General features: G+C 40.0%; 23 protein-coding genes. 1 reads left to right on the forward strand and 22 read right to left on the reverse strand.

Annotated features, from left to right (window positions below; all coding sequences use genetic code 11):
- Positions 1-236: 236 nt before the first annotated feature.
- The 11 genes from spoIVA to ACFWE9_RS08785 all read right to left on the reverse strand — a co-directional run bounded on the left by spoIVA (position 237) and on the right by ACFWE9_RS08785 (position 13,721).
- Positions 237-1,715 (reverse strand): stage IV sporulation protein A, encoded by a 1,479-nt coding sequence (gene spoIVA / locus ACFWE9_RS08735; RefSeq protein WP_230156962.1) that lies wholly within the window; start codon positions 1,713-1,715, stop codon positions 237-239.
- Positions 1,716-1,946: 231 nt separating this feature from the next.
- On the reverse strand, positions 1,947-2,675 hold the full coding sequence (locus ACFWE9_RS08740) for a hypothetical protein (protein ID WP_377356475.1): 729 nt from the start codon (positions 2,673-2,675) through the stop codon (positions 1,947-1,949).
- A 13-nt stretch (positions 2,676-2,688) separates the two neighbouring features.
- The gene (locus ACFWE9_RS08745; RefSeq protein WP_048681698.1) at positions 2,689-2,886 is read right to left on the reverse strand and encodes a DUF2768 domain-containing protein; all 198 of its coding nucleotides are present in this window, start codon (positions 2,884-2,886) and stop codon (positions 2,689-2,691) included.
- A gap of 475 nt (positions 2,887-3,361) precedes the next feature.
- Entirely contained in the window at positions 3,362-4,732 is a 1,371-nt protein-coding gene (locus ACFWE9_RS08750; RefSeq protein ID WP_230156960.1) for a putrescine aminotransferase, read from the reverse strand.
- Between the two features lie 300 nt (positions 4,733-5,032).
- Positions 5,033-7,138 carry a sigma 54-interacting transcriptional regulator gene (locus ACFWE9_RS08755; protein ID WP_377356477.1) on the reverse strand — a complete coding sequence of 702 codons (2,106 nt, stop codon included), beginning with the start codon at positions 7,136-7,138 and terminating at the stop codon, positions 5,033-5,035.
- 305 nt (positions 7,139-7,443) lie between these two features.
- Complete coding sequence (locus tag ACFWE9_RS08760) at positions 7,444-7,866, reverse strand: amidohydrolase family protein (protein ID WP_377356479.1); 423 nt, start codon at positions 7,864-7,866, stop codon at positions 7,444-7,446.
- Positions 7,867-8,131: 265 nt separating this feature from the next.
- The gene (locus ACFWE9_RS08765) at positions 8,132-8,455 is read right to left on the reverse strand and encodes an APC family permease (RefSeq protein ID WP_377356481.1); all 324 of its coding nucleotides are present in this window, start codon (positions 8,453-8,455) and stop codon (positions 8,132-8,134) included.
- A gap of 19 nt (positions 8,456-8,474) precedes the next feature.
- On the reverse strand, positions 8,475-9,812 hold the full coding sequence (locus ACFWE9_RS08770; RefSeq protein WP_377356483.1) for an APC family permease: 1,338 nt from the start codon (positions 9,810-9,812) through the stop codon (positions 8,475-8,477).
- Between the two features lie 400 nt (positions 9,813-10,212).
- Positions 10,213-11,265 (reverse strand): NAD(P)H-dependent glycerol-3-phosphate dehydrogenase, encoded by a 1,053-nt coding sequence (locus tag ACFWE9_RS08775; RefSeq protein ID WP_230156954.1) that lies wholly within the window; start codon positions 11,263-11,265, stop codon positions 10,213-10,215.
- A gap of 17 nt (positions 11,266-11,282) precedes the next feature.
- Entirely contained in the window at positions 11,283-12,593 is a 1,311-nt protein-coding gene (der, locus tag ACFWE9_RS08780) for a ribosome biogenesis GTPase Der (RefSeq protein ID WP_230156953.1), read from the reverse strand.
- A 507-nt stretch (positions 12,594-13,100) separates the two neighbouring features.
- On the reverse strand, positions 13,101-13,721 hold the full coding sequence (locus ACFWE9_RS08785; protein WP_377356485.1) for a YphA family membrane protein: 621 nt from the start codon (positions 13,719-13,721) through the stop codon (positions 13,101-13,103).
- 134 nt (positions 13,722-13,855) lie between these two features.
- Here ACFWE9_RS08785 and ACFWE9_RS08790 point away from each other — a divergent pair, with 134 nt between their 5' ends.
- Complete coding sequence (locus ACFWE9_RS08790; protein ID WP_230156951.1) at positions 13,856-13,987, forward strand: YpzI family protein; 132 nt, start codon at positions 13,856-13,858, stop codon at positions 13,985-13,987.
- A gap of 65 nt (positions 13,988-14,052) precedes the next feature.
- Here ACFWE9_RS08790 and fni read toward each other — a convergent pair whose 3' ends face one another.
- From fni to ACFWE9_RS08845, 11 genes are all read right to left on the reverse strand, one after another.
- A complete protein-coding gene (gene fni, locus ACFWE9_RS08795) occupies positions 14,053-15,099 on the reverse strand; it encodes a type 2 isopentenyl-diphosphate Delta-isomerase (RefSeq protein WP_377356487.1) in 1,047 nt (348 codons plus the stop codon).
- 19 nt (positions 15,100-15,118) lie between these two features.
- Positions 15,119-16,258, reverse strand: coding sequence for a 30S ribosomal protein S1 (gene rpsA, locus ACFWE9_RS08800; RefSeq protein WP_377356489.1), 1,140 nt, complete (start codon positions 16,256-16,258; stop codon positions 15,119-15,121).
- Between the two features lie 216 nt (positions 16,259-16,474).
- Positions 16,475-17,056 carry a lysophospholipid acyltransferase family protein gene (locus tag ACFWE9_RS08805; RefSeq protein WP_377356491.1) on the reverse strand — a complete coding sequence of 194 codons (582 nt, stop codon included), beginning with the start codon at positions 17,054-17,056 and terminating at the stop codon, positions 16,475-16,477.
- Positions 17,057-17,058: 2 nt separating this feature from the next.
- On the reverse strand, positions 17,059-17,733 hold the full coding sequence (gene cmk / locus ACFWE9_RS08810; protein WP_230156947.1) for a (d)CMP kinase: 675 nt from the start codon (positions 17,731-17,733) through the stop codon (positions 17,059-17,061).
- A 190-nt stretch (positions 17,734-17,923) separates the two neighbouring features.
- Entirely contained in the window at positions 17,924-18,109 is a 186-nt protein-coding gene (locus ACFWE9_RS08815) for a YpfB family protein (protein ID WP_230156946.1), read from the reverse strand.
- A 67-nt stretch (positions 18,110-18,176) separates the two neighbouring features.
- Entirely contained in the window at positions 18,177-18,836 is a 660-nt protein-coding gene (locus ACFWE9_RS08820) for a flagellar brake protein (RefSeq protein ID WP_377356494.1), read from the reverse strand.
- A gap of 167 nt (positions 18,837-19,003) precedes the next feature.
- Positions 19,004-20,359 carry a germination protein YpeB gene (gene ypeB, locus ACFWE9_RS08825; protein ID WP_230156942.1) on the reverse strand — a complete coding sequence of 452 codons (1,356 nt, stop codon included), beginning with the start codon at positions 20,357-20,359 and terminating at the stop codon, positions 19,004-19,006.
- 14 nt (positions 20,360-20,373) lie between these two features.
- Entirely contained in the window at positions 20,374-21,225 is an 852-nt protein-coding gene (sleB, locus tag ACFWE9_RS08830; RefSeq protein WP_377356496.1) for a spore cortex-lytic enzyme, read from the reverse strand.
- Between the two features lie 124 nt (positions 21,226-21,349).
- A complete protein-coding gene (prsW, locus tag ACFWE9_RS08835) occupies positions 21,350-22,036 on the reverse strand; it encodes a glutamic-type intramembrane protease PrsW (protein ID WP_377356498.1) in 687 nt (228 codons plus the stop codon).
- Positions 22,037-22,133: 97 nt separating this feature from the next.
- Positions 22,134-23,099: an asparaginase gene (locus tag ACFWE9_RS08840; protein ID WP_377356499.1), complete on the reverse strand. Its 966-nt coding sequence runs from the start codon at positions 23,097-23,099 to the stop codon at positions 22,134-22,136.
- Positions 23,100-23,122: 23 nt separating this feature from the next.
- Positions 23,123-24,091, reverse strand: a complete 969-nt coding sequence (locus tag ACFWE9_RS08845) for a YpdA family putative bacillithiol disulfide reductase (protein WP_230156938.1) — start codon at positions 24,089-24,091, stop codon at positions 23,123-23,125.
- Between the last annotated feature and the right edge of the window lie 6 nt (positions 24,092-24,097).

The following is a 24,097-nucleotide window of genomic DNA, read 5'->3' on the forward strand; positions in this document are numbered from 1 at the left end:
ATTGTATATATTATAAATTTTGTCTTTCGCTAATCATCATTTCCCTTTTTTATAGAATTTAAACTTCTTATATCACTGAATATCGCTTAACCACAGGGTTTTTTCAAGATTTTCCTAAAAAACAACCGTTTTTTTCAAATTGTGGACCTCCCAAGGGATACTTTTACTTGGATTCATACGGAATTTGCATGCAAAAAGACCAATCCATAATGGAATTGGTCCAGCTTTTTAACGTTTTATAAGATAATGGCAATCAATCCCCCACTGCCCTCATTAATAATTCTCTCCAGTGTCTCTTTCAATTTGTAACGTGCATTGTCTGGCATCATCGCTAATTTCACCTGTATGCCTTCCCTTACATATGAACTAAGACTTCTGCCAAAAATATCAGAGTTCCAAATGGAAAGTGGATTATCTTCAAAATCCTGCATCAGATACCGGACCAATTCTTCACTTTGCTTTTCCGTCCCAATGATCGGTGAGAATTCAGATTCGACATCGACCTTGATCATATGGATGGAAGGCGCTACCGCTTTTAGCCTGACACCGAACCTGGCGCCTTGTCGGATAATTTCAGGTTCATCAAGACTCATATCATTAAGGGAAGGGGCTGCGACACCATATCCTGTTTGTTTGACCATTCTCAATGCGTCGGCCACCTGATCATACTCAGCTTTGGCATACGCAAAGTCCTGCATCAATGATAATAGATGATCCTTGCCCCGTATCTCCACACCGACAATTTCCTTCAGGATTTCATCATAGAGTTCATCAGGTGCATAAAGGTCGATTTCCGCTACACCCTGCCCCATCTCAATACCTGCAAGTGCGGCACGGTCAATGAACTCGAATTCATTGAAATGACCGACTACACGATCTACGTCCCTCAGACGTTTAATGTCCTTTACAGTCTCTTTAACCGCTTCCTGGTAACTCTCCCTTAACCAATGATCCTCACGCAGAACCATTACCCAGCTCGGGAGATTTACATTGACTTCAAGTACAGGAAATTCATACAAGGCCTCACGCAGGACGCTATAAACATCCGATTCCCTCATTCCTTCAACACTCATGGCCAAGACAGGGATATCATACTTTTCTTGCAAGGACTCCTTTAAGGCTATCGTATTTGGATGGTGAGGCTGAACGGAATTGACAATCATGATAAATGGCTTGCCAACCTCCTTCAATTCTTCAACAACCCTTTCCTCGGCCTCTAAATAATCACTGCGTGGAATTTCTCCTATGGATCCATCAGTCGTAACGACAACACCTAATGTGGAATGATCCTGAATTACTTTGCGTGTACCTATTTCTGCCGCTTCATTGAACGGAATCGGCTCCTCATACCAAGGTGTATGAATCATGCGGGGACCATTTTCATCTTCATACCCTTTAGCCCCAGGTATTGTATAACCGACACAATCGACTAAACGAATGTTCACTTCGAGCCCTTCAGCTACCTGAATCGATGCTGCCTGATTAGGTACGAATTTAGGCTCTGTCGTCATGATGGTTTTTCCAGCTGCACTTTGAGGCAATTCATCTTGTGCCCTTGCACGGTCAGCCTCTGACGGGATATTCGGAATAACGACTAACTCCATGAATTTTTTAATAAATGTGGATTTCCCAGTCCTGACGGCACCGACCACCCCCAAATATATATCGCCGCCGGTCCGTTCTGCTATATCTTTAAAAATATCTACCTTTTCCAAGGTATCCCCTCCCGAATTAGAGTTTTGGGATTTCGTTTATCCATTTGCTTTTATTTAGGACACTATATATCTATGATGTTGTCCTAAAAATTTATTCCAATTATTTCCCTGGTTCAATCCCTTCCTCCACCAGTAATTTTATATAAGGGTTGTTATTTTAAAAGTAAGATGAAATAAAGATAAAGAAATAACCCTTCCCCTACAATATATTTTGTAGAAGAAGGGTTATGCCTATTTTGTAAGAAATATTGGATTATTTGTTTTTTCATCAATCGTATATGGGAGTGAATAGGCAGGCACGAACTCCGAACTCTGTACAAGTAGCTCCCGGATATCTTCACCTGGCTTAATTTTTTCTCCATCATGCTTCTTTAACGCCTCAATTAAATCCGGGGTATAATCGGCAAAAATACTACCTTGTCCATCGACTACAAGATATAAGGCTCTTTGTGAAAATGGACTTGTGACAGTAGGAGCTTCCTTCAGGCCCATTTTTTCATAATCAAGTGTAAAGACATTATCGGATAACTTTTCCTTAAAAGGCGGATATCCGTTGCTTTGTTGATAAGCAGTCAATCTCAACGAAACATCCTGTATTTTTTGTGCCATCCTGACATCCAACAACTTTACAGTCGGATCCTTTTCAACATTTACTAGGATATATTGAAAAACGCCTCCTGATTCATAGGCATTATCCGGCGGTTCAGCCATATACCTTGGGGAAATCTTAGAAAATTTAATGACATATTTTTGATAAATGGGTGTCTCTGCATCTTTCGTAACGATGGGCAGAATGCCACCTTCATCTTTCTGAAATTGATTTACTGCACTTTGGACGGATTGTATCTGTTCTTTATAAGGCAGCTGGTTTTGCATTTTTTGCTTCTCTGGATATAAACAGCCAGATAGAGACACAGAGATGCATAATAAACATAATATTTTGAAAAAAGTTTTCATCATTTCTCCTCACCTATCAAGTGGTTGGCCCGCTAAGAACAACGATAAGAATGATCAAGCCGGCTAGAATCATTAGTATGTATGCGATAATTGCTGTCAAGACTCTCCAAAAACCTTTTAACTTATATCGGCTTAAGTAGATAAGAAATATAGAGATAACCATAAAGCCCATAGCTATAAAGGATATCCACATTTTTTGCAGAGCAGGTGTCATATCTTTATCACTCCTTTTTCCAGAAATTATTATAACATACCAAATTACGTTAATGGAATTAAATCATTGTCCATACTGTGTAATTCTCGTCTGCACGACTGATTTTCATGTAAAAAAATCCAAATCCGCATTCATCTGATATGCACCATGTTCAGGACTATGCTACTGGCCATTTGATTGATATTCATTCCTCATGGGATCCACTTTAATAAAAAAAAACGAGCGTAGAGAAGTTCTATCTGCCTGTAAAAACAAAGTTGATTGGAACTAAAGGTACGAGACTCCTGCGGGAATACGCGTCCAAGGGAGACCCCCAGGCACAAAGGCGCCGAGGGCAGACCGTCCGCGGAAAGCGAGTGCCTGGAGGCAACGGTCAAACTTTTTAAAACTTAAAAAAACTGTAGACAAACACGATTTTCACCGAGTTTATCTACAGTCTGAAACAGTCCAAAGACTGATTTTCTGCTTATTTGAATTAAGATTGAAGCGTCGGCAGGACCTCTTTAAACGCTTTAATCACTTCATCGACTTCATCCAAATGAATAGTCAATGACGGCTCAATCCTGATTGTTTTCGAATTTATAAGCGTACCTGCCACCAAGATGCCTTTATCAAAGAGGGCTTTTGAAAATTCATAACCCACTTCGTCCTTATGGAACTCAATACCAATCATCAATCCTTGACCGCGAATCTCCAAAACTTTATCTTTGTGCTCAGCAGCTACTTCCCTTAACCCATTTAAGAAGTATTCACCCACTTCTGCAGCACGCTCCGGTAATTTTTCTTCCAAAAGTACATCTATCGTAGCAATGGCTGCAGCACAAGCGAGTGGATTTCCTCCAAACGTAGTAGTGTGCATGAATGGATTGTCGAACCAGCTTTTAAACACTTTCTCGTTGGCTACAACAGCCCCTGCAGGCATTACTCCGCCGCCAAATGCTTTCGCTAAACAAATAATGTCCGGAACAACGTCATATAACTGGGATGCGAACATTTTACCTGTACGTCCCATTCCTGTTTGAACCTCATCCAATATCAATAACGCATCATATTCGTCACATAGTGCTCGAACCTGCTTTAAATAATCTTGCGGAGGGAGGATGACCCCACCTTCACCTTGGATAGGCTCCAACAGCACAGCAGCAACATCTTCACCGACCAACGCACAACTTTCAAACGTTTTTCTCATCATATCCAAATCACCGAAAGGTACATGACGCACACCTGGCACCAGTGGAATGAACGGTTTTCTGAACATGCCCTTTGCAGTTGCCGATAGAGAACCAAGACTTTTACCATGGAATGATTTTGTCGTGGAAATAATCGTGTATTTGTCACTGTACATTTTAGCCAGCTTAAGCGCAGCCTCCACGCTCTCCGTACCGCTGTTCGTAAAGAATGAGTATTTTAAATCTCCCGGCGTGATATCGGCTAGGATTTTTGCAAGCATGGCCCGCAATGGATCAAGTAAATCCTGGCTATGAAGAGCTTGTCTTTGCAATTGATCGGTTACTGCCTTTACTACTTTAGGGTTACGATGGCCAACATTATAAATACCAAATCCACCTAAACAATCAATATATTTTTTTCCATTAACGTCCGTAAAACAGGAACCTTGATCAGACCACTCCACCGCAGCAAATTGTGTGTCTTTAGTGACCGTCTTCCGATATTCCAAAAACCCTGGGTTTACATGGTTACGGAAATTCTCGACCGTTTCTTTCGTTACCCATTGGGCATCTTCTTTTGAAATTTCTTTTTGTTCGATTAATTGAAGCACTTTTTTAATATAATCTTGGGTTTCTGATTGGTTTGCTTGAGATTTACTTTCTACGTTAATTGACATTTTATACTCTCCCTTTTTATATAACTTTAGTGGATGGTTAATTAAGATTGCTTTAGATTAAACTTTAATGCTTACCTCCCTTTTTTCTTATACTTATATATCTAGCAAGAACCATGCCAAGATAATTAACCAATAAAATCGCATTCCTTTTTAATAAAACCCCCTATAACTATGCAGATTTGAATAGCTTTAGTTTCATTTGCATACTTCACCTTGAAATGTCATGACCCTACTTCCCAATTCCCTCATAAAAAAAAGCCGTTGTACAAGTGAATATCATCACTTGTCAACAGCTTTCAATCAAAATGCATTTTTTTCGATTCTCTTGCTCTGTTCCGCTAAGACTTTTTGATACTTCCTGCTAACGGACGATTGGCTTATCCCCAGTGCCTTTGCCGCTTTGGTCGTAGTTTTATATTGTTTCATGGCAAGCATGATCAATTGCTCCTCGACATGATCCTGCGCTTCCTGAAGAGGAAGGATTCTCGTAATGATTGGTTTCGTGTGTTTAAAGTCATTGCTGACCGGAATGAACCTTTGAATGAAGTCAGCATCTATCGTCTCTTCATCTGCTGAAACAACCAATCTTTCAATCATGTTCTGCAATTCACGAATGTTTCCCGGCCATGTGTAGACTTCCAGTATAGTCAAGGCATCAGGTGAAAAGTGGTAATTTCGCTGATACCGTTCATTCAGTTTTTGCAGAAAATGAAAAGCAAGGGGTGGTATATCCTCCGGCCTTTCCCTTAAAGGGGGTACGTGTATGGGAATGACGTTCAAACGATAGAACAAATCTTCTCTAAACGTCCCCCTCTCGACCATTTTTTCCAGTCTCTTATTCGTGGCAGCGACAATTTGAACATCAATGGGTATTGGTGTAGTACTACCTATTGGAATCACTTCCTGTTCCTGAAGGACACGGAGCAACTTCACTTGCAGATGAATAGGCATATCACCCACTTCATCAAGGAATAAAACACCTTTATTCGCCTGTTGAAAATACCCTATTTTCCCATTTTTATCTGCTCCGGTAAATGAACCCTTCGTATATCCAAACAATTCACTTTCGAGGAGGTTTTCCGGGATTGCCCCGCAATTTATCTTCAGGAAAGGTTGCTTGGATCGCCTACCCATTTTATGAATGGCTTCGGCTATCACTTCTTTACCTACTCCCGACTCCCCGTTGATTAACACGGTAGATGAAAAATGCGCAATTTTCTTGACTTGGCTAATTATCTGCTCCATTTTAGGACTGGCAAAAATCAACTCTTTGTAAAATTGATCTTGTTTTTTGAACGAATCAAGTTCTTTCCTCATTTCATTTAATTCCGATTTCAACTGTGTCGTTTCCGTTATATCCCTTGATGCAATGACAATTCGCTCAATATCCCCTTTTTCATTGAATACTGGGGTTCCGACGGAAAGGACTTTCTTGTTCATTTTCGTATCTTGGACAATCGATACTTTCTTTTTTTGTTCAAGGACTAATCGGGTGACCGAAGAATTAAAAATCCCTTCATCTTCTAATTGCAAGAGATTCTTTCCGATATAATCTTTTAGATCTTTTCCCCAGAATCCGGAAATGATCCTGTCACTATAGCGCAACAGCTCACCCTTTTGATTAACGACCAGAATTTCATCATAGATATTCGCTAAGATGGCATTCAAGTCTTTATTTGAACTTTTTATCAATTCTATTTCCATGGCCATTTCCTCAACCATCGGTAAATCCTGAACGATGATGATCAGGCCTTCCACTTCTTTTGCGTGGTTTAGAATCGGGCTATAATCGACTAGCACACTCATGATATCAGTAATTTCCAGCTGATTAAGGATACTGCCTCCACTTGCAAACACGCTATGTATATGCTGCTTATTGAAGATGGTCGCGGCAGGTTCATTTAGGACCTGTTCTGAAGGCTTCTTTATCATTTTCAATCCTGATTCATTGAAGTTCACAATATTTTTTTCTTTATCAGCCACAAAAATCCCCATGGGAATGGAAGTTAAAATGACATTTAGCAGGTCTATATTTTGTTTGCTGTCCTGTTTGAATAATTCAGCTAACACATCTTCCCTTTTTACATAGCCGGTAAACTGGCCATCATCTGTTTTTATCAGTACGATAGGTTCGCCGATAATTTGAAACAGGAGTGGCATGGAAATGTTCGGAGGCAATTTACAGACATTATCAATCGAGCAGGCATACTGTAAAAGCTGATCAACTGTTGTTATTCTTTCATTTAACGGGAGGTCATCCACGCGGATATAGGCAAACACTTGATTTTCTTTCACAAGAAAGAAGAAGGGTTCCTTTATCTCATGAATTTTCTGCTCTGAAAATGTTGGCTGATCAATTATGATAGTTATGAATGGTCTAATTTTATCATCCGGAATGGATAACACAATTTCACTCTCCTTTTGTAACCTAGCCTATATTTTAACACAATTCCAAATTGCGAGATAAAAAATAACATGCAACTCTTAATCCTAACCGGCAACCAATATTTACCTATATTTGAACCAAAATAAAAGGGTCCTCTAATGGACCCTTTTGCCAAGAATAAAATCTTAAAATTGATTGTTTTTCATTACAAAAGGACGTTCACCTTTACATATTTAATTCCCTGCTTAAACCCACTTCCTTAGATGGGAGGCTGGTCTTTAGAACCTCGCCCTCGCTATACTGAGAGGTTACCTCCACAGTTCCATTACGGCACCATACCTGCTGTTCCATCCATAAAGGTTAATTCAACACGCGCTTGAAGGATTTGATCAGCAGGAATTGTAAACAAGTTTTTATCAAGAACGATGATGTCAGCTAATTCCCCACTTTCAATCGTACCCATTTCATGTTCCCTGAAAACACTATACGCTGAACCAAAGACCGTAAACCCATAAACCACCAAGAAGAAAGTAACGAAGGTCTTTCCACCAAAGGATGCGATTATTTCATTGGCTGCCGCATCAGGATTACTGAATGTTTCGTATGATGGCCAAACATTATGCGTAGAGTATGATACAGCTATAAACAAAATGCCACCTGTAAACATGATGATATAAACTGCACGGGGAATGGTTTTTACAGGATTAACCGGTTCTTTGGCAAACCTCGTTGCCGAATCAAAGCCCAAGAACGAGAAACATTGAAGCCCCGTTCCTGCAGCGAAATCGACTCGTTTAGATTATAGAAAGACTGAAAGCTCAAAAGAGCTCCCGTTCCTTTCCCATCAGAAATCTCACGGATAGATAAGGCAATGAATATGACTATGAAAAGCAAGGTGGGACAACATTCGCTTTCGTAGCCATTTTCACCCCAAGCACATTGATAATTGTTAAACTAAGCACCCACGCATAAACCGGTACGGAAGGAAAAGCTGCTGCAAAGAAAATGCTGAACTACAAGTAATTGACCATTGGAATGAATAAATAATCCAGTAGTATCGACCACCCTACCAAAAAACCGGCATATGGATTAATCGACTTTTGCGTGTTTGCATAAGCGGAGCCTGCCGATGGAATGACCTTTACCATTTGCCCATAACTGGATGCAGGGAAGAGCATCACCATTAAAGCCAGTAAGTAAGCTCCCGAAACCATTCCATGTGACATTTCTGCAGCGATTACATACTTGCTGAACACCGTAGCCAACGTCATGAACAAAAAAACAAATAGAACAACGGGCATGAGCGTCAACGACCTCTTCATTTTCTTATCAGCCATATAACAACCTTTGAGTGAATTACTGAGCTTCTTCAAAATGGAATAGTGGTGGGGATTCCGTAAACCATTTCGTCCGATATAGAAGATATCCAATTCCGATTGCTGCCCAGACAACTCCTAGAATTAATGAACTCATTTCGAGATTAAGCCAAAGAATGAATACGGATGCCCCTCCAATAACCGGAAACAAAATATTTACAAGAAATCCTTTAACCGTTTGGTAGCTTTTGTTCCTTATTGTATGGACAATTACGCAAACATTCACGAAAGTAAAAGCTATCAACGCCCCAAAATTTATGAGAGAAGCAGCCGTAACCAAGTCAAGGAATAAAGCAACCATTGATATAATCCCGACAAAGATGACATTAAAAAACGGCGTGTTGTATTTAGGGTGAACAAAGCCAAACAGTTTTTTCGGAATCATTTGATCACGCCCCATGACATATAGCAACCTAGAAACACTAGCATGGGATGCAAGACCGGAGGCAAGGGTACCACATAAAGTTCCTGCAAGAAAGAAGGCCTGAAATAACTTCCCGCCCACAAAAAGGGCAATTTCGGGAGAAGCCCCTTCAGGATGGCTAAAACGGGAAACATCCGGGAAAAATAATTGTGTAAAGAATGCTGCCGTCACAAATAGAACCCCTCCGATAAGGGCAGTTAAAAAGATGGCCCGCGGAACCGTTTTGGATGGATTCGGTGTTTCTTCCGATAATGTAGTGACTGCGTCAAACCCCAAGAAAGAAAAACAGAGGATTGTAGCACCCGCTATGAGCGTCGACATTTCCATATGAGGACTGATGAATGGCTGAACCGACAAGACCTCTCCAGTCCCTTCTCCACCCATGACCCCTTTAACGACAAGAGCTACAAAAATAACGATGACCAGCATTTGAAAAAAAACGAGAAAGCTATTAAAGTTGGCAGCGAAATTAACATTGAATAAGTTAATGACTGTCATTAACAGGACAAATGCCACCACCCATATCCACGGTGATACTTCTGGAAAAAGAGCCGTTAAGTATATTTTTGTTAAAACGGCGTTAACCATTGGTAAAAATAAGTAATCAAGCATCGATGACCATCCGACAAGGAAGCCTAAATGTGGATTGATCGTTTTTTGTGTGTACGTATAGGCTGAACCTGCCTGGGGATAAATTTTCACCATTTTCCCATAGCTTGCAGCCGTAAACAGCATCGCCATTAGAGCAATGACATAAGCTGTTGGTACATGTCCCCCTGTTTTTTCGGAAACAATCCCGAATGTATCAAAAACAACCATCGGCGTCATATATCCAACACCAAGTAACACGATTTGCCATAAGTTTAAAGATCTTTTCAGCTGACCTGTTTGCATGTATCATTCCCCTTTCAATTTAGCCGATTATAAGTGGACCAACTTTTTAGGCCTTTCCTTTTTTATTTTTGGATACAATACACTCCGCAATTTTCATACCAAAAAAAATAGTCGAAATATAACAAAAAATAAGGAATAAAGCCGAATGATCCATGCAAACTTGAATAATCTATTCAAATATTCATAATTCTTAAAAGCCAGCTTAAAGTGATCAAGATGATTTTTGCCCATAAAAAAAAGCAGAAGATATCAAGATATCTTCTGCTCATTTGACTAAATCCCCCGTGCCGAGGTCAAATTACTAGTTTACTTTCGTTGCATTGTATGCTGAGACATGGCAAGGTGCATCATCGAATGCCTAATTTAATGAAATTCTTTTATAAAATCAACTAATTCGAGATTAATCCTGCTGTCTGCTATCCAATATGTTAAAAAGTTCTTCCATTTCATTCGTTTTCGATCGGGTCATCAACAGGTCAACTGCCTCTTTCACTTCTTCCCCATTGAATAAGACGTTGTAAAGGACCTCAGTAATCGGCATATTCACTTCATACTTTTGAGCTAGTTGATAAGCCGCTTTAGTCGTTCTGACTCCTTCAACCACCATACCCATGTTTTCCAATACTTCTTCTAGTTTTTGCCCTTTACCAAGCATATTCCCAGCTCTCCAATTTCGGGAATGAACGCTTGTACAAGTGACGATTAAGTCACCAATCCCAGCTAATCCTGAAAAAGTAAGAGGGTTAGCCCCCATGGCCACTCCCAGGCGTGAGATTTCAGCCAATCCTCGAGTCATTAAAGCAGCCTTGGCATTATCGCCATAGCCTAACCCATCGGTAATACCGGCAGCCAAGGCAATGATATTCTTTAAAGCACCCCCGATTTCAACACCAACCAAATCGGGATTTGTATACACACGGAAACTATTGTTGATAAAGATGTCCTGAACCTTTTCAGCCGCTTGCATATTTTTTGAAGAAACGGCAACTGTAGTTGGATGACGTAAACTGACTTCTTCTGCATGGCTTGGTCCTGAAAGAACAACTATATCTTTAAGCCAATCAGTCGAAGAAACTTCTTCAATCATTTCAGAAATACGAAGCAGTGAATCTGGTTCAATTCCCTTACTCACATGAACGATTGTCAATGGTTTATCATGAGCCGCTTTAATCTGTCCAAGCACTTCCCGGTAGGCTTTAGTCGGGACAGCCAAGATTATTGTTTCAATCCCCACCAATGCTTCCTTAATGGAAGAATACCCTTTAATTCCCAAAGGCAATTCAATTCCAGGCAAGTATTTTTCATTCGTATGATTTTGATTTATTTCATCAATTTGTTTCGGATTATGTCCCCATAATCTCACTTCATGCTGGTTATCTGCTATTACCATTGCTAAAGCAGTTCCCCAGCTCCCTGCACCAATGACTGCGATACTCTCTTTTGCTTTCACCATTCTATAACCCGCCTTTACTATTTTCTTTGGCGTCCAAAAATTCGTATTGGTGTTCCTTCAAAACCAAAGGCATCCCTGATTCTATTTTCTAAAAATCTCTCGTATGAGAAATGCAATAACTCCGGATCATTGACGAATACAACGAAAGTAGGCGGCTTGATTGCTACCTGGGTCGTATAATAAATTTTTAATCGATTACCATTATGAGTCGGAGTCGGATTCATCGCCACGGCATCCATGACCACTTCATTCAATACATTTGTCTGAACACGGATAGCATGATTCTCACTAGCCTGATCGATGACTGGTATTAATGTGTGTGTCCGTTTTTTAGTTAAGGCAGAAAGATAAATGATTGGCGCATAATCCAAGAATAGGAAATGGGCACGAATCTTTTCTTCAAAATCCTTCATGGTTTTTTCATCTTTCTCGATGGCATCCCACTTATTGACAACGATGATGACCGCCCTACCCGCTTCATGGGCATATCCGGCAATTTTTTTATCCTGCTCACGAATTCCTTCTTCAGCGTTCAGGACCACAAGCACAACGTCTGAACGTTCAATTGCCCTTAATGCACGTAGTACGCTATATTTTTCCGTACTTTCATACACTTTCCCTTTTTTCCGCATCCCAGCGGTATCAATGATCACATACTCTTTACCATTATATTTATAAGGAGAGTCAATCGCATCGCGCGTGGTTCCTTCGATATCACTTACAATAACACGATCTTCTCCCAACAATGCATTGACCAGCGATGATTTACCTACGTTCGGTCTTCCAATCAAACTGAATTTAATGACATCATCAGCATAATCCTGACCGCTGAATTTTGGGAAATGTTTCGCTGCTTCATCCAGAAGGTCACCAAGACCTAGTCCGTGAGATCCGGAGATCGGGAATGGATCGCCAAAACCCAACGCATAGAAATCATAAATTTGATCTCTCATTTCTGGGTTATCGACTTTATTAACCGCAAGAACGACAGGCTTCCTAGATTTAAAGAGAATCTTAGCGACCTCTTCATCAGCAGCCGTTACTCCTTCACGGCCATTCGTCATAAATATTATCACATCAGCTTCGTCGATGGCAATTTCAGCCTGCTGACGAATTTGTTCAAGGAATGGTTCGTCACCGATATCAATTCCACCTGTATCAATTATGTTAAAATCATGTGTCAACCATTCACCTGAACTATAAATCCTGTCACGTGTTACCCCAGGAACGTCTTCGACAATCGAAACCCGTTCTCCCACTATTCTATTAAAGATTGTCGATTTTCCTACGTTCGGACGACCGACTATCGCAATTACCGGTTTTGGCATTGCTATTCACCCTTTCTGCTACTATCATCTTTGTCAAAGTCACGAAATCCATGAATGCATTTATTATCGTTGCATTATTGATTTTCATTATTTCCATTTAAAGGAAAAGGCTGTATCCATCATCATATATAGGAAACTTCCATCAGCAAGTGAAGCCCCCTGATGTTTTAGTTAAACGTATCAAGTAAATACAGGCAGTTTGTCCACTTTACTCCCCAGTTCCTTTAGGTGACGTGAAGCTGAACCCTCAGCATGCTAAAACGTGATTATAACAGCCCAAAAAAATGAAGAAAGCGTTCGGCATACTGCTTCCTTTTTAATTGTTTAGAGCATTTTACGATTTATCTACAGACCTCTAACTATCCTATAGTAACAAATTTCTCGACAATCAACAATGATTGTATGCATAAAAGCCTTCCCATTCCAATTGATTCCATTTTAGACCGCAGCATTCTTGGTAAAGCAGTCAACACCTCAAACCTATTTTCCTTCCTTTCACAGTTCACCTCATTGATTAAAGTTCTCTTTTCTTTGTTTTGATATCACCCTAGATTGAGATGATAAATATATGTATTGGCCGACAAGCTCTAATATTCTCCACAATATATTTGAGCCCAATATCAGCACTGCATCATCATGCCATGCGTATGTAAGGGCAGCATAAGGCAATGAGTGATAAACAAGCAAACCTGAATATATGATATCACCCATTATCAAACCAATTAAAAGCACAAACAATCGATGTTTCCAATTTTTAAAAAGTAATAGGATAAGATAATTCAGAAAGATACACATAAGATAAGAAGGTTTCATAATAAGCCATATCGGATCAAGCAAAGAAAACAGTTGAAAGCTGGCATAAGCGAGTGTGATTATTAGGCTGCCGCAAATCAGCTCCATCAGCTTGATGATCGATAGCTTCCTAATATACACACACAATATCAACAATAGATATAGACCGCTCAATTGCACCGAAAGTAAGGATACCTCCAATTTATACCCCGCCAATACCATTACGGCTAATAGATGAAAAAGAAAATCAAAACGAAAGGGAACCGTTTTTGGAATAAAAAACATGACAATGACCCAAACTATCCATGACATCCAATAAAACAAAATTCCATCCATGCAGTGTCCCCCTTTTAGGAAACATTATGGCTCGTTTTTACAAAGAATAAACGTTAGACACGGCTTTTAATGTGGTGTTGCAATATTTATACATAAAAACTGTTCCTACTTTATTTTATAAAGGAGGTGTAAACATGGGCAAAGATCGGCAAGAGAAGAAACTGAAACAAAGTAAACGGGTGGAGTCCGATAGGGACCAATCATTGGATTATAAAGGGGCAACAAAAATGGAAAGCCCGGAAGATGCTCGAAAAAGAAATAGCTGAATCTATGTGAACAAAAAGAAGCATCTCAATGAATGTTCCAATTGAGATGCTTCTTTTGTAGTGATTCATTTAGCATATGACGAGCAATCAATGCCTCTTTGAGTTAACCAATGATAGGTCTTGCCTGTGATGACAATTTTCGATTCCCTTAATTCCGAGATATTACCGCACCCAAGTGCAGTCATGATGATCTTTAGATCTTCATGTATGTAGTTAATTTCTTTGATTAATTGTACTAGCCCCAATTCTTTATGCAACTTGAGGAAATGACCGGCTAACCCGACACCTTTCGCTCCTAAAGCCAGGACTTTTGAAATTTCCAGAGGATTTTGAATACCACCCGAACCAATGACTGAAATCTCAGGTGAAACATTAACAGCTTCCACGATGGAAGCAGCAGTCGGAATGCCCCATTCATTAAAATATCCGAGTACTTTTGCTCGCCTTTCATTTTCGATCTTAGCAAAATTTGTTCCGCCAAACCCACCTACATCAATGATTGAAACACCAACAGAACGTAATTGCTGCACCGTTTCCATACTCATCCCAAATCCTACCTCTTTTACAATGACAGGTATTCCGATACTTCTGTTGATTTTTTCTATTCTAGAAAGGGTACCCGCAAAATTCCTATCTCCTTCAGGCATCGTCAATTCTTGAATGACGTTAATATGAATCTGCAAGGCATTAGCCCCGATCATCTCGTGCGCTCGTTTTGCTTGGTCTACAGTTGCTTCACCACCGAGATTACCAATCAGCACACCTTCAGGGTTCTCCTGTCTTACCACTTTAAAAGATGTCTGCTGTCTAGGGTCCTTGATCGCTGCCATCTGTGATCCGACCGCCATGGCGATTCCTGTTTCCCGTGCAGCAATGGCAAGGTCGCCATTCAATCTTTCGGTTTCAAGGCCCCCGCCTCCGGTCATGGCATTTATAAAAATTGGCGAACTTAATTTAAGTCCGCCAACTTCTGCTGTGAGGTTCACATTATTCAAAGAAATTCCTGGTAAGCTTTGGTGGATAAACGAAATATCTTCTAGTCCGGATTTATGCTGCTGACCTGTTTTTAGCGCAAACTCTATATGATCTAATTTTCGTTTTTCTCTCTCCAAGGCTATCACCATTATTATCTTATTTTAGTTTTTTCAATTGATCTCCAATCATTTCACCTAACTGAAAGCCCTTCGATTCTTCAGGAAGTTCATAATCTGATGAGTTGTAATTGGATTGAGGTTCTTCAAGTTCTTTAATGCTCAAGGATAAACGTTGTTCCGTTTCATTGACATCCAGTACTTTCACTTCGACAGACTGGCCTTCTTTCAGTAATTCCTGAGGTGTGGCAATGTGTTTGTGCGAAATCTGTGAAATATGGACAAGTCCTTCCACCCCAGGGAAAATCTCCACGAATGCTCCGAAAGAAACCAGGCGCTTAACGACGCCCTCTTGTTTAGAACCTTTTGCTGCCTTTTCAGCAATGCCTGCCCATGGTCCAGGAAGGGTATCCTTAATGGAAAGTGAAATCCTTTCATTATCGCGATCAATGGAAAGGACCTTCACCTGTACCTTATCTCCTTCGGAAACGACATCGGATGCCTTGTCGACATGCTGATGGGAAAGCTGGGATATGTGGACAAGGCCATCAACGCCACCAATATCGACGAATGCACCGAAATCGGTAATCCTTTGGACCACGCCCTCTAGCACTTGCCCGCTTTCAATCCTATCCAGAACATTTGCTTTTTGTTTTTCCTTTTGGTCTTGGACGACTGCCCGATGTGAGAGAATTAAGCGATTCTTGTCTTTCTCAAGTTCAACGATCTTGAATGTTAAAGTTTTGTTTTTGTAATCAGAAAAGTCTTCAACGAAATAGTCTTCTACTAGAGAAGCTGGAACAAAACCACGTACGCCTAGATCTACAACAAGTCCGCCTTTGACGACATCTTTAACCTCAGCCTCGAATACGTCTCCGTTTTCAAATTTCAATTCTAGGTCATCCCATGCTTTTAGCGCGTCAATTTTGCGTTTTGATAGAATAAGAGCTTCTTCTTCTACTTTAATGACTTCAAGCTCCAATACATCACCTTCCGAAACGGCGTCTGACGCCTTTTCGACATGAAGGCTCGACAGCTCACTGATAGGGATGATTCCATCAGTCTTGCTGTTTTCTACATCGACGATGACCTGTTTTTCTTCTACCTTTGAAACGGTTGCTTTCACTTGATCCCCAACTTTGTAATTGTTCACTTCTACCTGGTTCATATCTTCTGTCATTACTAACTCCTCCTTAACCCATGACTGATCAGCAAACTTCCTCTTCATCGGCCACATATTTTATTTAAAGTGGTTCAATAAAAACACTTTCCTAATAAAGATAAAAACGGTTTTTTTTTAGAGTAATAAGGTTATATTCCTTTTCATTCCCTATAAGGAACAATACCCCTATTTTATAAATTCTAACAAAATCAGAAAATTGTCAAGTATGAATGACTATTTATGTTGGGAAATCAATTTCCCAATCCCGTCCATAATGATCTTGGTTGCTTCATCGGCTGAAATTTTCTGTTCACGGTACTCGGCAAATTGTATGGGAGGTCCATAAACCACCTTCAAAGGACGCAATAACTTATATGGGCCGATGATTGCACAAGGGATGATCACGGCATCAGATCGCAATGCGAAAAATCCTGCACCAGCCATCCCCTCTCCCAATTCACCTGTCTTACTTCTGGTTCCCTCGGGAAACAGCCCAAGCGCCTTACCTTCCTTCAAAAGCTTTAAACCTTTTCTAAGGGATTCACGATCGCTATTGCCCCGCTTGACGGGAAAAGCATTCACTCTGGGTAATATATCCTTTAAAACAGGTGCTTGAAACAACTCTTCCTTCGCCATGAAATGAATGTCCCTTGGAGATGTCATGCCAACTACAGGGGGATCCAAATTATCAATGTGATTGGCACAGATCAATACTCCGCCCTCTTTAGGGATATGTTCCTTTCCGAGCGTCTTGACCCTATACGCAGGCATTAAAACGACTTTTACGACGTTTTTGCCAAATGTGTAAAAATCCAATTTTATCTTTTCCTCTCTTCTATTAAAGACATGATACTTTCTGCCACCTCTTGAATTGATAAAGAAGTCGTATCAATTTCGATAGCATCTGCCGCCTTTTTCAGGGGCGATACCTCGCGTTCCGAATCCAGCTTGTCCCTTGTTGCAATTTCTTCCCTTAGCTTTTCGATATCGGATGGAAAACCTTTTAACATATTTTCCTGATGTCTCCGCTGTGCCCTTTCATCTACAGATGCAATTAGAAATACTTTTACCTCGGCATTTGGCAAAACATGTGTACCGATATCCCTGCCATCCATGACGACTCCACCATTTTCACCAAATATCTGCTGCCTGCGCACCATTTCTTCCCGGATACTCCTGTGCTTTGCCACTTCCGATACAGAACCAGTCACTTCATTGTTTCTGATTTGGGCTGTCACGTCCTCATGATCCAAGAACACCAACTGCCCCTTTTCACTCGGTCTTAATTCGATTTCTGTATTGATGAGAACTTCAAATAGTGCTTGTTCATCATTCAAGCGAATCTGTTGATTGATGGCCTTATAGGTAAGGGCCCTATACATTGCTCCTGTATCCACATATATGTAATTGAACTTTTCTGCAACAATTTTAGCAACCGTGCTTTTTCCAGCAGCAGCTGGTCCATCGATTGCAACTGATAATTTTTTTTCCATAAATCCTCCCAAGAATCCTACAATCATGCTGATTATTTATTACCCTTTCATTTTATCACAACTAGCAGGAAAATCATTAATAAAAGGGACGTGTACATAAAAACACCTTTGTTCATCTTTTGATTTATATAACCATCAATAGTTTTCCTTTATTGAAAATCTTCATACAAAAAAAAGCGGAACACCGCTTTCATTTTGAGGTCCCATTGAATGTTTCAATGATTTTCGTATAATTATTGCTAGTTACCCCTTCATACTTCGAGAGCTTGGTCAAATCAATGATTTGGTCCTCCCTGCTCAAAAGGAACTGAAAAAAGAATAGGCAAGCCAGCTGGATGATGATCACTTTAATTAAAAGTCTTTCAAATGTTTTCATATGCCGCTCCTTCCATACTGATTATATTAGCAGTATGGATGGAATCACTGTTTTTCATTCAATCCGGTCAAACATACAACCCTTTTTTCTTTAAATCCACCTGTTTCTCAAAAATAAATCTCATTAAAGTTTGTACATCACTTTTTGTCGGTTCAATAAATTGGACGTGTAGAAGCTTGTTTTCATGTTCTTTCTCCGTTACACGAATGAGTTTGCTTCTTAAACGTAAATAATGGATCTCCCCGGATTTCAGTGTAAGCGCCATCCACAAAAATAATTGTGAAGCCGATTGTATATTCACGCCTTTTAAAAGCCTTATAGAAGCTCCCCCTGCACTGATATCCTCTGTTAATGCGCGAAAAGGAGGAAACTCGGAATGTTCAGGATGGATGGCTGTATCAAGCGTTACATCCAGGCGAACATACTGCCTCCTTTGAATTCTCACAAAAGTACCTGCATCAGGCAGCATTAGTTGTATCATAGGTATTCTACCCTTCACTTTTCCGAGCACTTCAGAATCAAATACATATACGGCCTGATCCTCGTTTGAAAATGTGACGTTCAACTGTGTCCCGTCCATCAGAAATGCAATTTTTCCAGTTTCTAAATGGATGGGAAAGTCTATATAAACACAACCCGGTTCCATTTCAACAACCATACATTTGAACTTTTCCTTCCGGGAGGAGTATTTCTGTTCGAGCATTAAAATATCACCAATTTTAAACATCTTGATTCACGTCCTTTTTGGTAGCAAGTAATGAGGGAAACAACATCATATTACCCATTAATTTTCCCATATTACCCAAAAATCTATTTTACTATTATGTCATGAAATAAGAAAAAGGGAAAGTGGCTAGGCACATTTCCCTGTTGAACATGAATCATCATACCCGTCTAGATTAAATTTTCGTATACCGGTTCGGAGTTCTTTAATTTTTCCACTTTTTCTTCTTGACCAGTGTCGGCATTAATGAAAATACGGTATGTATCTTCTTTAATAGTACCCATAAATTCATAACAAAGAACTTCTTCGCCAATATCATTAATGATTAATGCCTTTCCACTTTCCATTATCTTTACATTTAAGTTGATTTTATCTCTAGCTTCCTTCTCCGATATGCTCGGACTTTCTATTTCCCTTGTTTTATGTGATTTTAAATACTCGTCTGCCGAGAACCCCACAACAGATCCGTCATCCAATCCAATTTTGACCTTGACTGAATCAGGATAAATCTTGACTCCATTTTCAGATGTCACGAAATTCAGTAAAGCGATGTTATCGTACTGTGCACTTTCAAATAATTCCAGTGAACTGAAATCATGTTCTTTTAAAAAGGCTTCGGCTTTCGTATAGGCTTGATTCAAATCAATATTTGTTTTGTTCACGTCCCTATTATTGATATACCAAATGGGGTAACCGCCTTTTTTTGTCAAATCCATATTCAATTCGGTATCAGAATCTTTATCAAGGATGCTCACACTATAAAATCCATAATCGGAACCTTTGCCGTTTTCTTCAACATTCACCTTCAAATTTCCGCTTTTTGAATGTATATAGCTTTTCGCTGTCGCAATGGCTTCTTCTTTTGTAATGGTTTTACCTTGCAAATTTTTGAAGTTTTCATCCCTCTGTTGGGTAGAAGTAAAGGTCGGATTCATCTCGTTTGTTTCCCCATACCCCGATACTTTTTTCTCCACCACTTTTAAGCCGTCAATGATCGTGTTATCTGTATTTTCTTTTCCAGATGCTAAAGCCATTTCGACATCCATCCATCTTAAATTGTTTTTAAGGACTAGATATTGCACCTTTCTTAACTCGCCCTGGATGTCACTTGCCTGTGTATATAGGGATTGTAAAGTCGAATATTCCTGATCATTCAATGGTTCTTTATCAAGATCACGTACGGCTGTTTTATAACTGAAGTCCGCAATTTTCGCTAAAAATTCTTCTGTTTTATTAAAAGGAAGCAGGGTTATTGGCAACTGCCCGACATCACTTTGGGCTTCGGAAGTGATACGCCACACATCTGTTAAAGCTGGACTTAATGAATATCTTGAATTCATCGCCAACGTGCTGCCAACTTTATCATGCAATAAATCTACTTGATAGCTTAAATCATGAAAGGCTCGCTGATAAGTGTTTTCCGCATTGATTAATACAGCATTTTTTTCCTTATGTTCTTGATAGCCCCAGAATGCAGTTCCTGCAACAACTACAACAAGCAGGGCAATCACTATATTCCTGATCATTTTCCTTCACCTCTTTACTTACAAAAAATATGTTTTCCGATTTTTTTGATTTGCGGTCTAGACCAAATCCATTTGCTTGTAGCCGTTTCGGGATTAAAGTAATACTCGGCATTACCACTCGGATCCCATCCATTGATAGCATCCACGACCGCTTCTTTTGCCCGTTCGTTCGGGGTAAGCCATATCTGGCCATCCGCAACTGCCGTAAAGGCTCCAGGTTCAAAGATCACTCCCGAAATGGTATTCGGGAAAGCTGCACTTTCTACCCTGTTTAAAATGACCGCCGCAACAGCAACCTGACCTGTATATGGCTCCCCACGCGACTCTCCATAAACGGCATTGGCTATCAGTTGTATATCGTTTTGAGAATACCCTCCAGGAAGATTGGCCGCTGTTGCTGTTTTAGAAGGGGCATTTCCGGATTTATCATTGGCCCCGCCAGACTTGGGTGCATTTGCATTGCCTTTCACTTTTACCTGTTTTTCAATATCTACTCCCCCATAATAGGTGAACTCGTTCCCTTTATTAATCTGTTCGTGAACGAATGCTCTATTGAAATTAGAGGCATTCGCCAACTTCTGCTTTGTCGTTGTCCCTGCATAGCCATCGATTGGCAGCCCGAAATCTTGTTGAAAGTTTCGAAGTGCCCAATAAGTGCCCCATCCATAGACTCCATCAATCTTTCCATTATAGTAACCAATGTTTTGTAAGCGTGCCTGTAGTTCAATTACATCATCTCCAACCGCACCTTTTTGGATGACTTGGCTCGAAAAGGCATTTGTCCTTGTTTCCGGGTAAATTCCGAAACAAATTGTTAAACACGAAAACAGCAAAAGCCATTTCCATTTTGACGAAATTCCTTTCATCAAAAACACTCCTCTTTTTCTTGAATTAATGTAATTCTATTTTCTTCTTAACTGGCTTTTTTATTCCAAACCATAAAAAAACGGAGCGGGCAAAATATGCCAACACTCCGTTTTTTACTATTCATCATTTGCTAAGAAAATGATTTTGAGAAAGTTTTTCAGCATGAAAATCAGACATCAAACGTGCTTTTTTCACCTTTTTCATCCCTAACCACCATAGGTAAATCATAAATGGCATAATAAAGTACACCCAAAATTTTTGAGAAACTAAAATATAGTCATAAACCCCATGTAACAAAATTGGTATGATCAGTGCCAATAATAAATAGAGCCGATTATTGATAGCTGAAAATTTCGCCTTGCCCAAATAATACCCCATGATCACCCCGAATAAAGCGTGACTGGATACAGGGAGAACGGCCCTGATAAAAGCATGCTCCACGCCGTTTGCAAGTAAGTACAAAATATTCTCCATTGTAGCGAATCCAAGTGAGACTGCTGCTCCGTAAACGATCCCATCATATGGCTCATCAAAGGCTACATGCTGATAAATAACATAAATGAGTATGAACCACTTGAAGAATTCCTCAAGCAGTGCTGCCCATAAAAATGCATTAGCTAAGTCTGTATTCAAGATATGTTCCGTTTCGAGCACATACTGTATGAACATAATCGGCAAAACAAGAAAGACACCGAATAAAAATGTTTTGATAACAACCGATATCGGTTCTGTTTCATATTGATCTTTCAAATAGAAATAGCTGAGAAGCGCCAATCCTGGCGCAATAGCCGCTGACAACATGACCAGCATTAGCTGACCCTCTTTTCCTCTTCTTTTCCTTAATCGTACCATGGAATGCAGAAAAACTAAATCCAAGAATCAAGTCTTCCAACATTTATTTAATCCGTCAGTACTTAAAGAAGGTTTCATCTACAGAGTTTTCACTTGCCAGCACGACAGCTAACTTAATTCTAGCCTTCTTGCTGTCATAATCAGCACCTAATATCACGCCGCGCTGTTTTAAATCAAATGCACTGCCTACATAATCATATGCCGGGTAAACTTTTCCTTCTTCTGCACTTGTTGTCATGACGATTGTTATGCCATTATCGATCGCATCCTGTATGGAAGTTACCATTTCAGGCGTAACTTGTCCCCTTCCTACACCTTCGAGGACGATGCCTTTCGCACCGTTTTTAACAGAAGCCTCTATAAAGAGGCCATCAGCGCCTGTATGGCACTTGATGATATCCACTCTGGGGATGCGATTCTGGATATCATAGAACTCCCGATGTAAAGGTTTTTGATAGATGCTGACGACATCATTATCAATGATCCCCAGATATCCATAGCCGAAAGATTCGAATCCTTGCAAATTGGAAGCATGCACTTTTTTTACATACTTTGCTGAATAAATGCGCTCATTAAAAACGACAACCACACCAACATCCTTGAGAAGATCACTCGCAGCACATAATATCGAATTCCTTAGGTTCGAATAAACATCGGTTCCCACTTCTTTAGGAGAACGCTGGGATCCGGTTAAAACGATTGGTCGTTGATCTCTATTCGTGACATCAAGGAAATAAGCCGTTTCCTCTAGTGTATCGGTACCGTGGGTCACGACAATCCCTGTAACTTCTGGGTCTTCCAATTCCTTTTTTATGGCTAGTTTCAGCTGTTCCATTTTCCCAAATGACATGGACATGCTTGAGATTTGGAAAAGATCAACCACTTTAACCTCAATATCGTTAGGTAATTCGCAAATGGATGCCAACTCCTGCCCACTCAGCGCACCTGAAGCCAACATTCCATTTGTCGTTTCTTTACTGGCAATAGTTCCGCCTGTCGTTATTAATGATATTTTGTCCATACTATTTCAGCTCCCTTTTCATTTCACTTTTCTTTAACAGCCAAATGATAGGCAATTAAACCACCATGGAACCTGCCATTTTCAATGAAGATTTCGTTCGCATTATTTCCGGCTGCAAGAACGCCGGCAATATATAGACTCTTTACGTTCGTCTCCATCGTTTCCTCGTTATAGGTTGGCCTTCCAGTCACCTTATCAATATTTATGCCCATTGAAGCTAAAAAGGAATGGTCAGGGTGATAACCAGTCATGGCGAACACATAATCATTTTTTATAACTTTTTGCTCTTCACCTACATGATATACGACACTATCTTCAGTGATTTCGTCAACATTCGCATTAAATTCCATCATGATCGTTCCATTACGGACTAATGATTCAAATTCAGGAAGAATCCATGGTTTGATTTTAGAAGAGTACTCCGCTCCCCTGTATAAGACGGTAACTCTTGCACCTGATTTGACCAATTCCAGTGCCGCATCCACACTTGAGTTTTTACCACCGATGACGGTAACATCACAATTAAAGTAAGGGTGGCCCTCCTTGAAATAATGAAACACTTTAGGAAGATCTTCACCGGGAATGCACATATAGTTTGGATGATCGTAGTATCCGGTAGATACGATAACATGCAATGCTGTATAGTCACCTTTGGATGTCTTTACTACAAATTTCCCATCTTCCCGTTTTTCCACCTTTTCCACTTTTTCGAACTTATTGATCCGTAATTCTTTTCTTCTAACTACCTCCCTATAATAAGCCAATGCCTGATTACGGACCGGTTTACGGTTTTCGATAATAAAAGCGGTATCACCGATTTCCAATTTTTCGCTTGAACTGAAAAATGTTTGATGAGTAGGGTAACGGTAAATCGAATCCACCACATTGCCTTTTTCAATGATCAGGGACTGAATTCCCACTTCTTTAAGAGCAATCGCAGCAGCCAATCCACAAGGGCCCCCACCTATGATAATGACTTCTTCAACATTCATTTTTAC

The organism is Peribacillus sp. NPDC060253 (assembly GCF_042727425.1).
GTDB lineage: Bacteria > Bacillota > Bacilli > Bacillales > DSM-1321 > Peribacillus.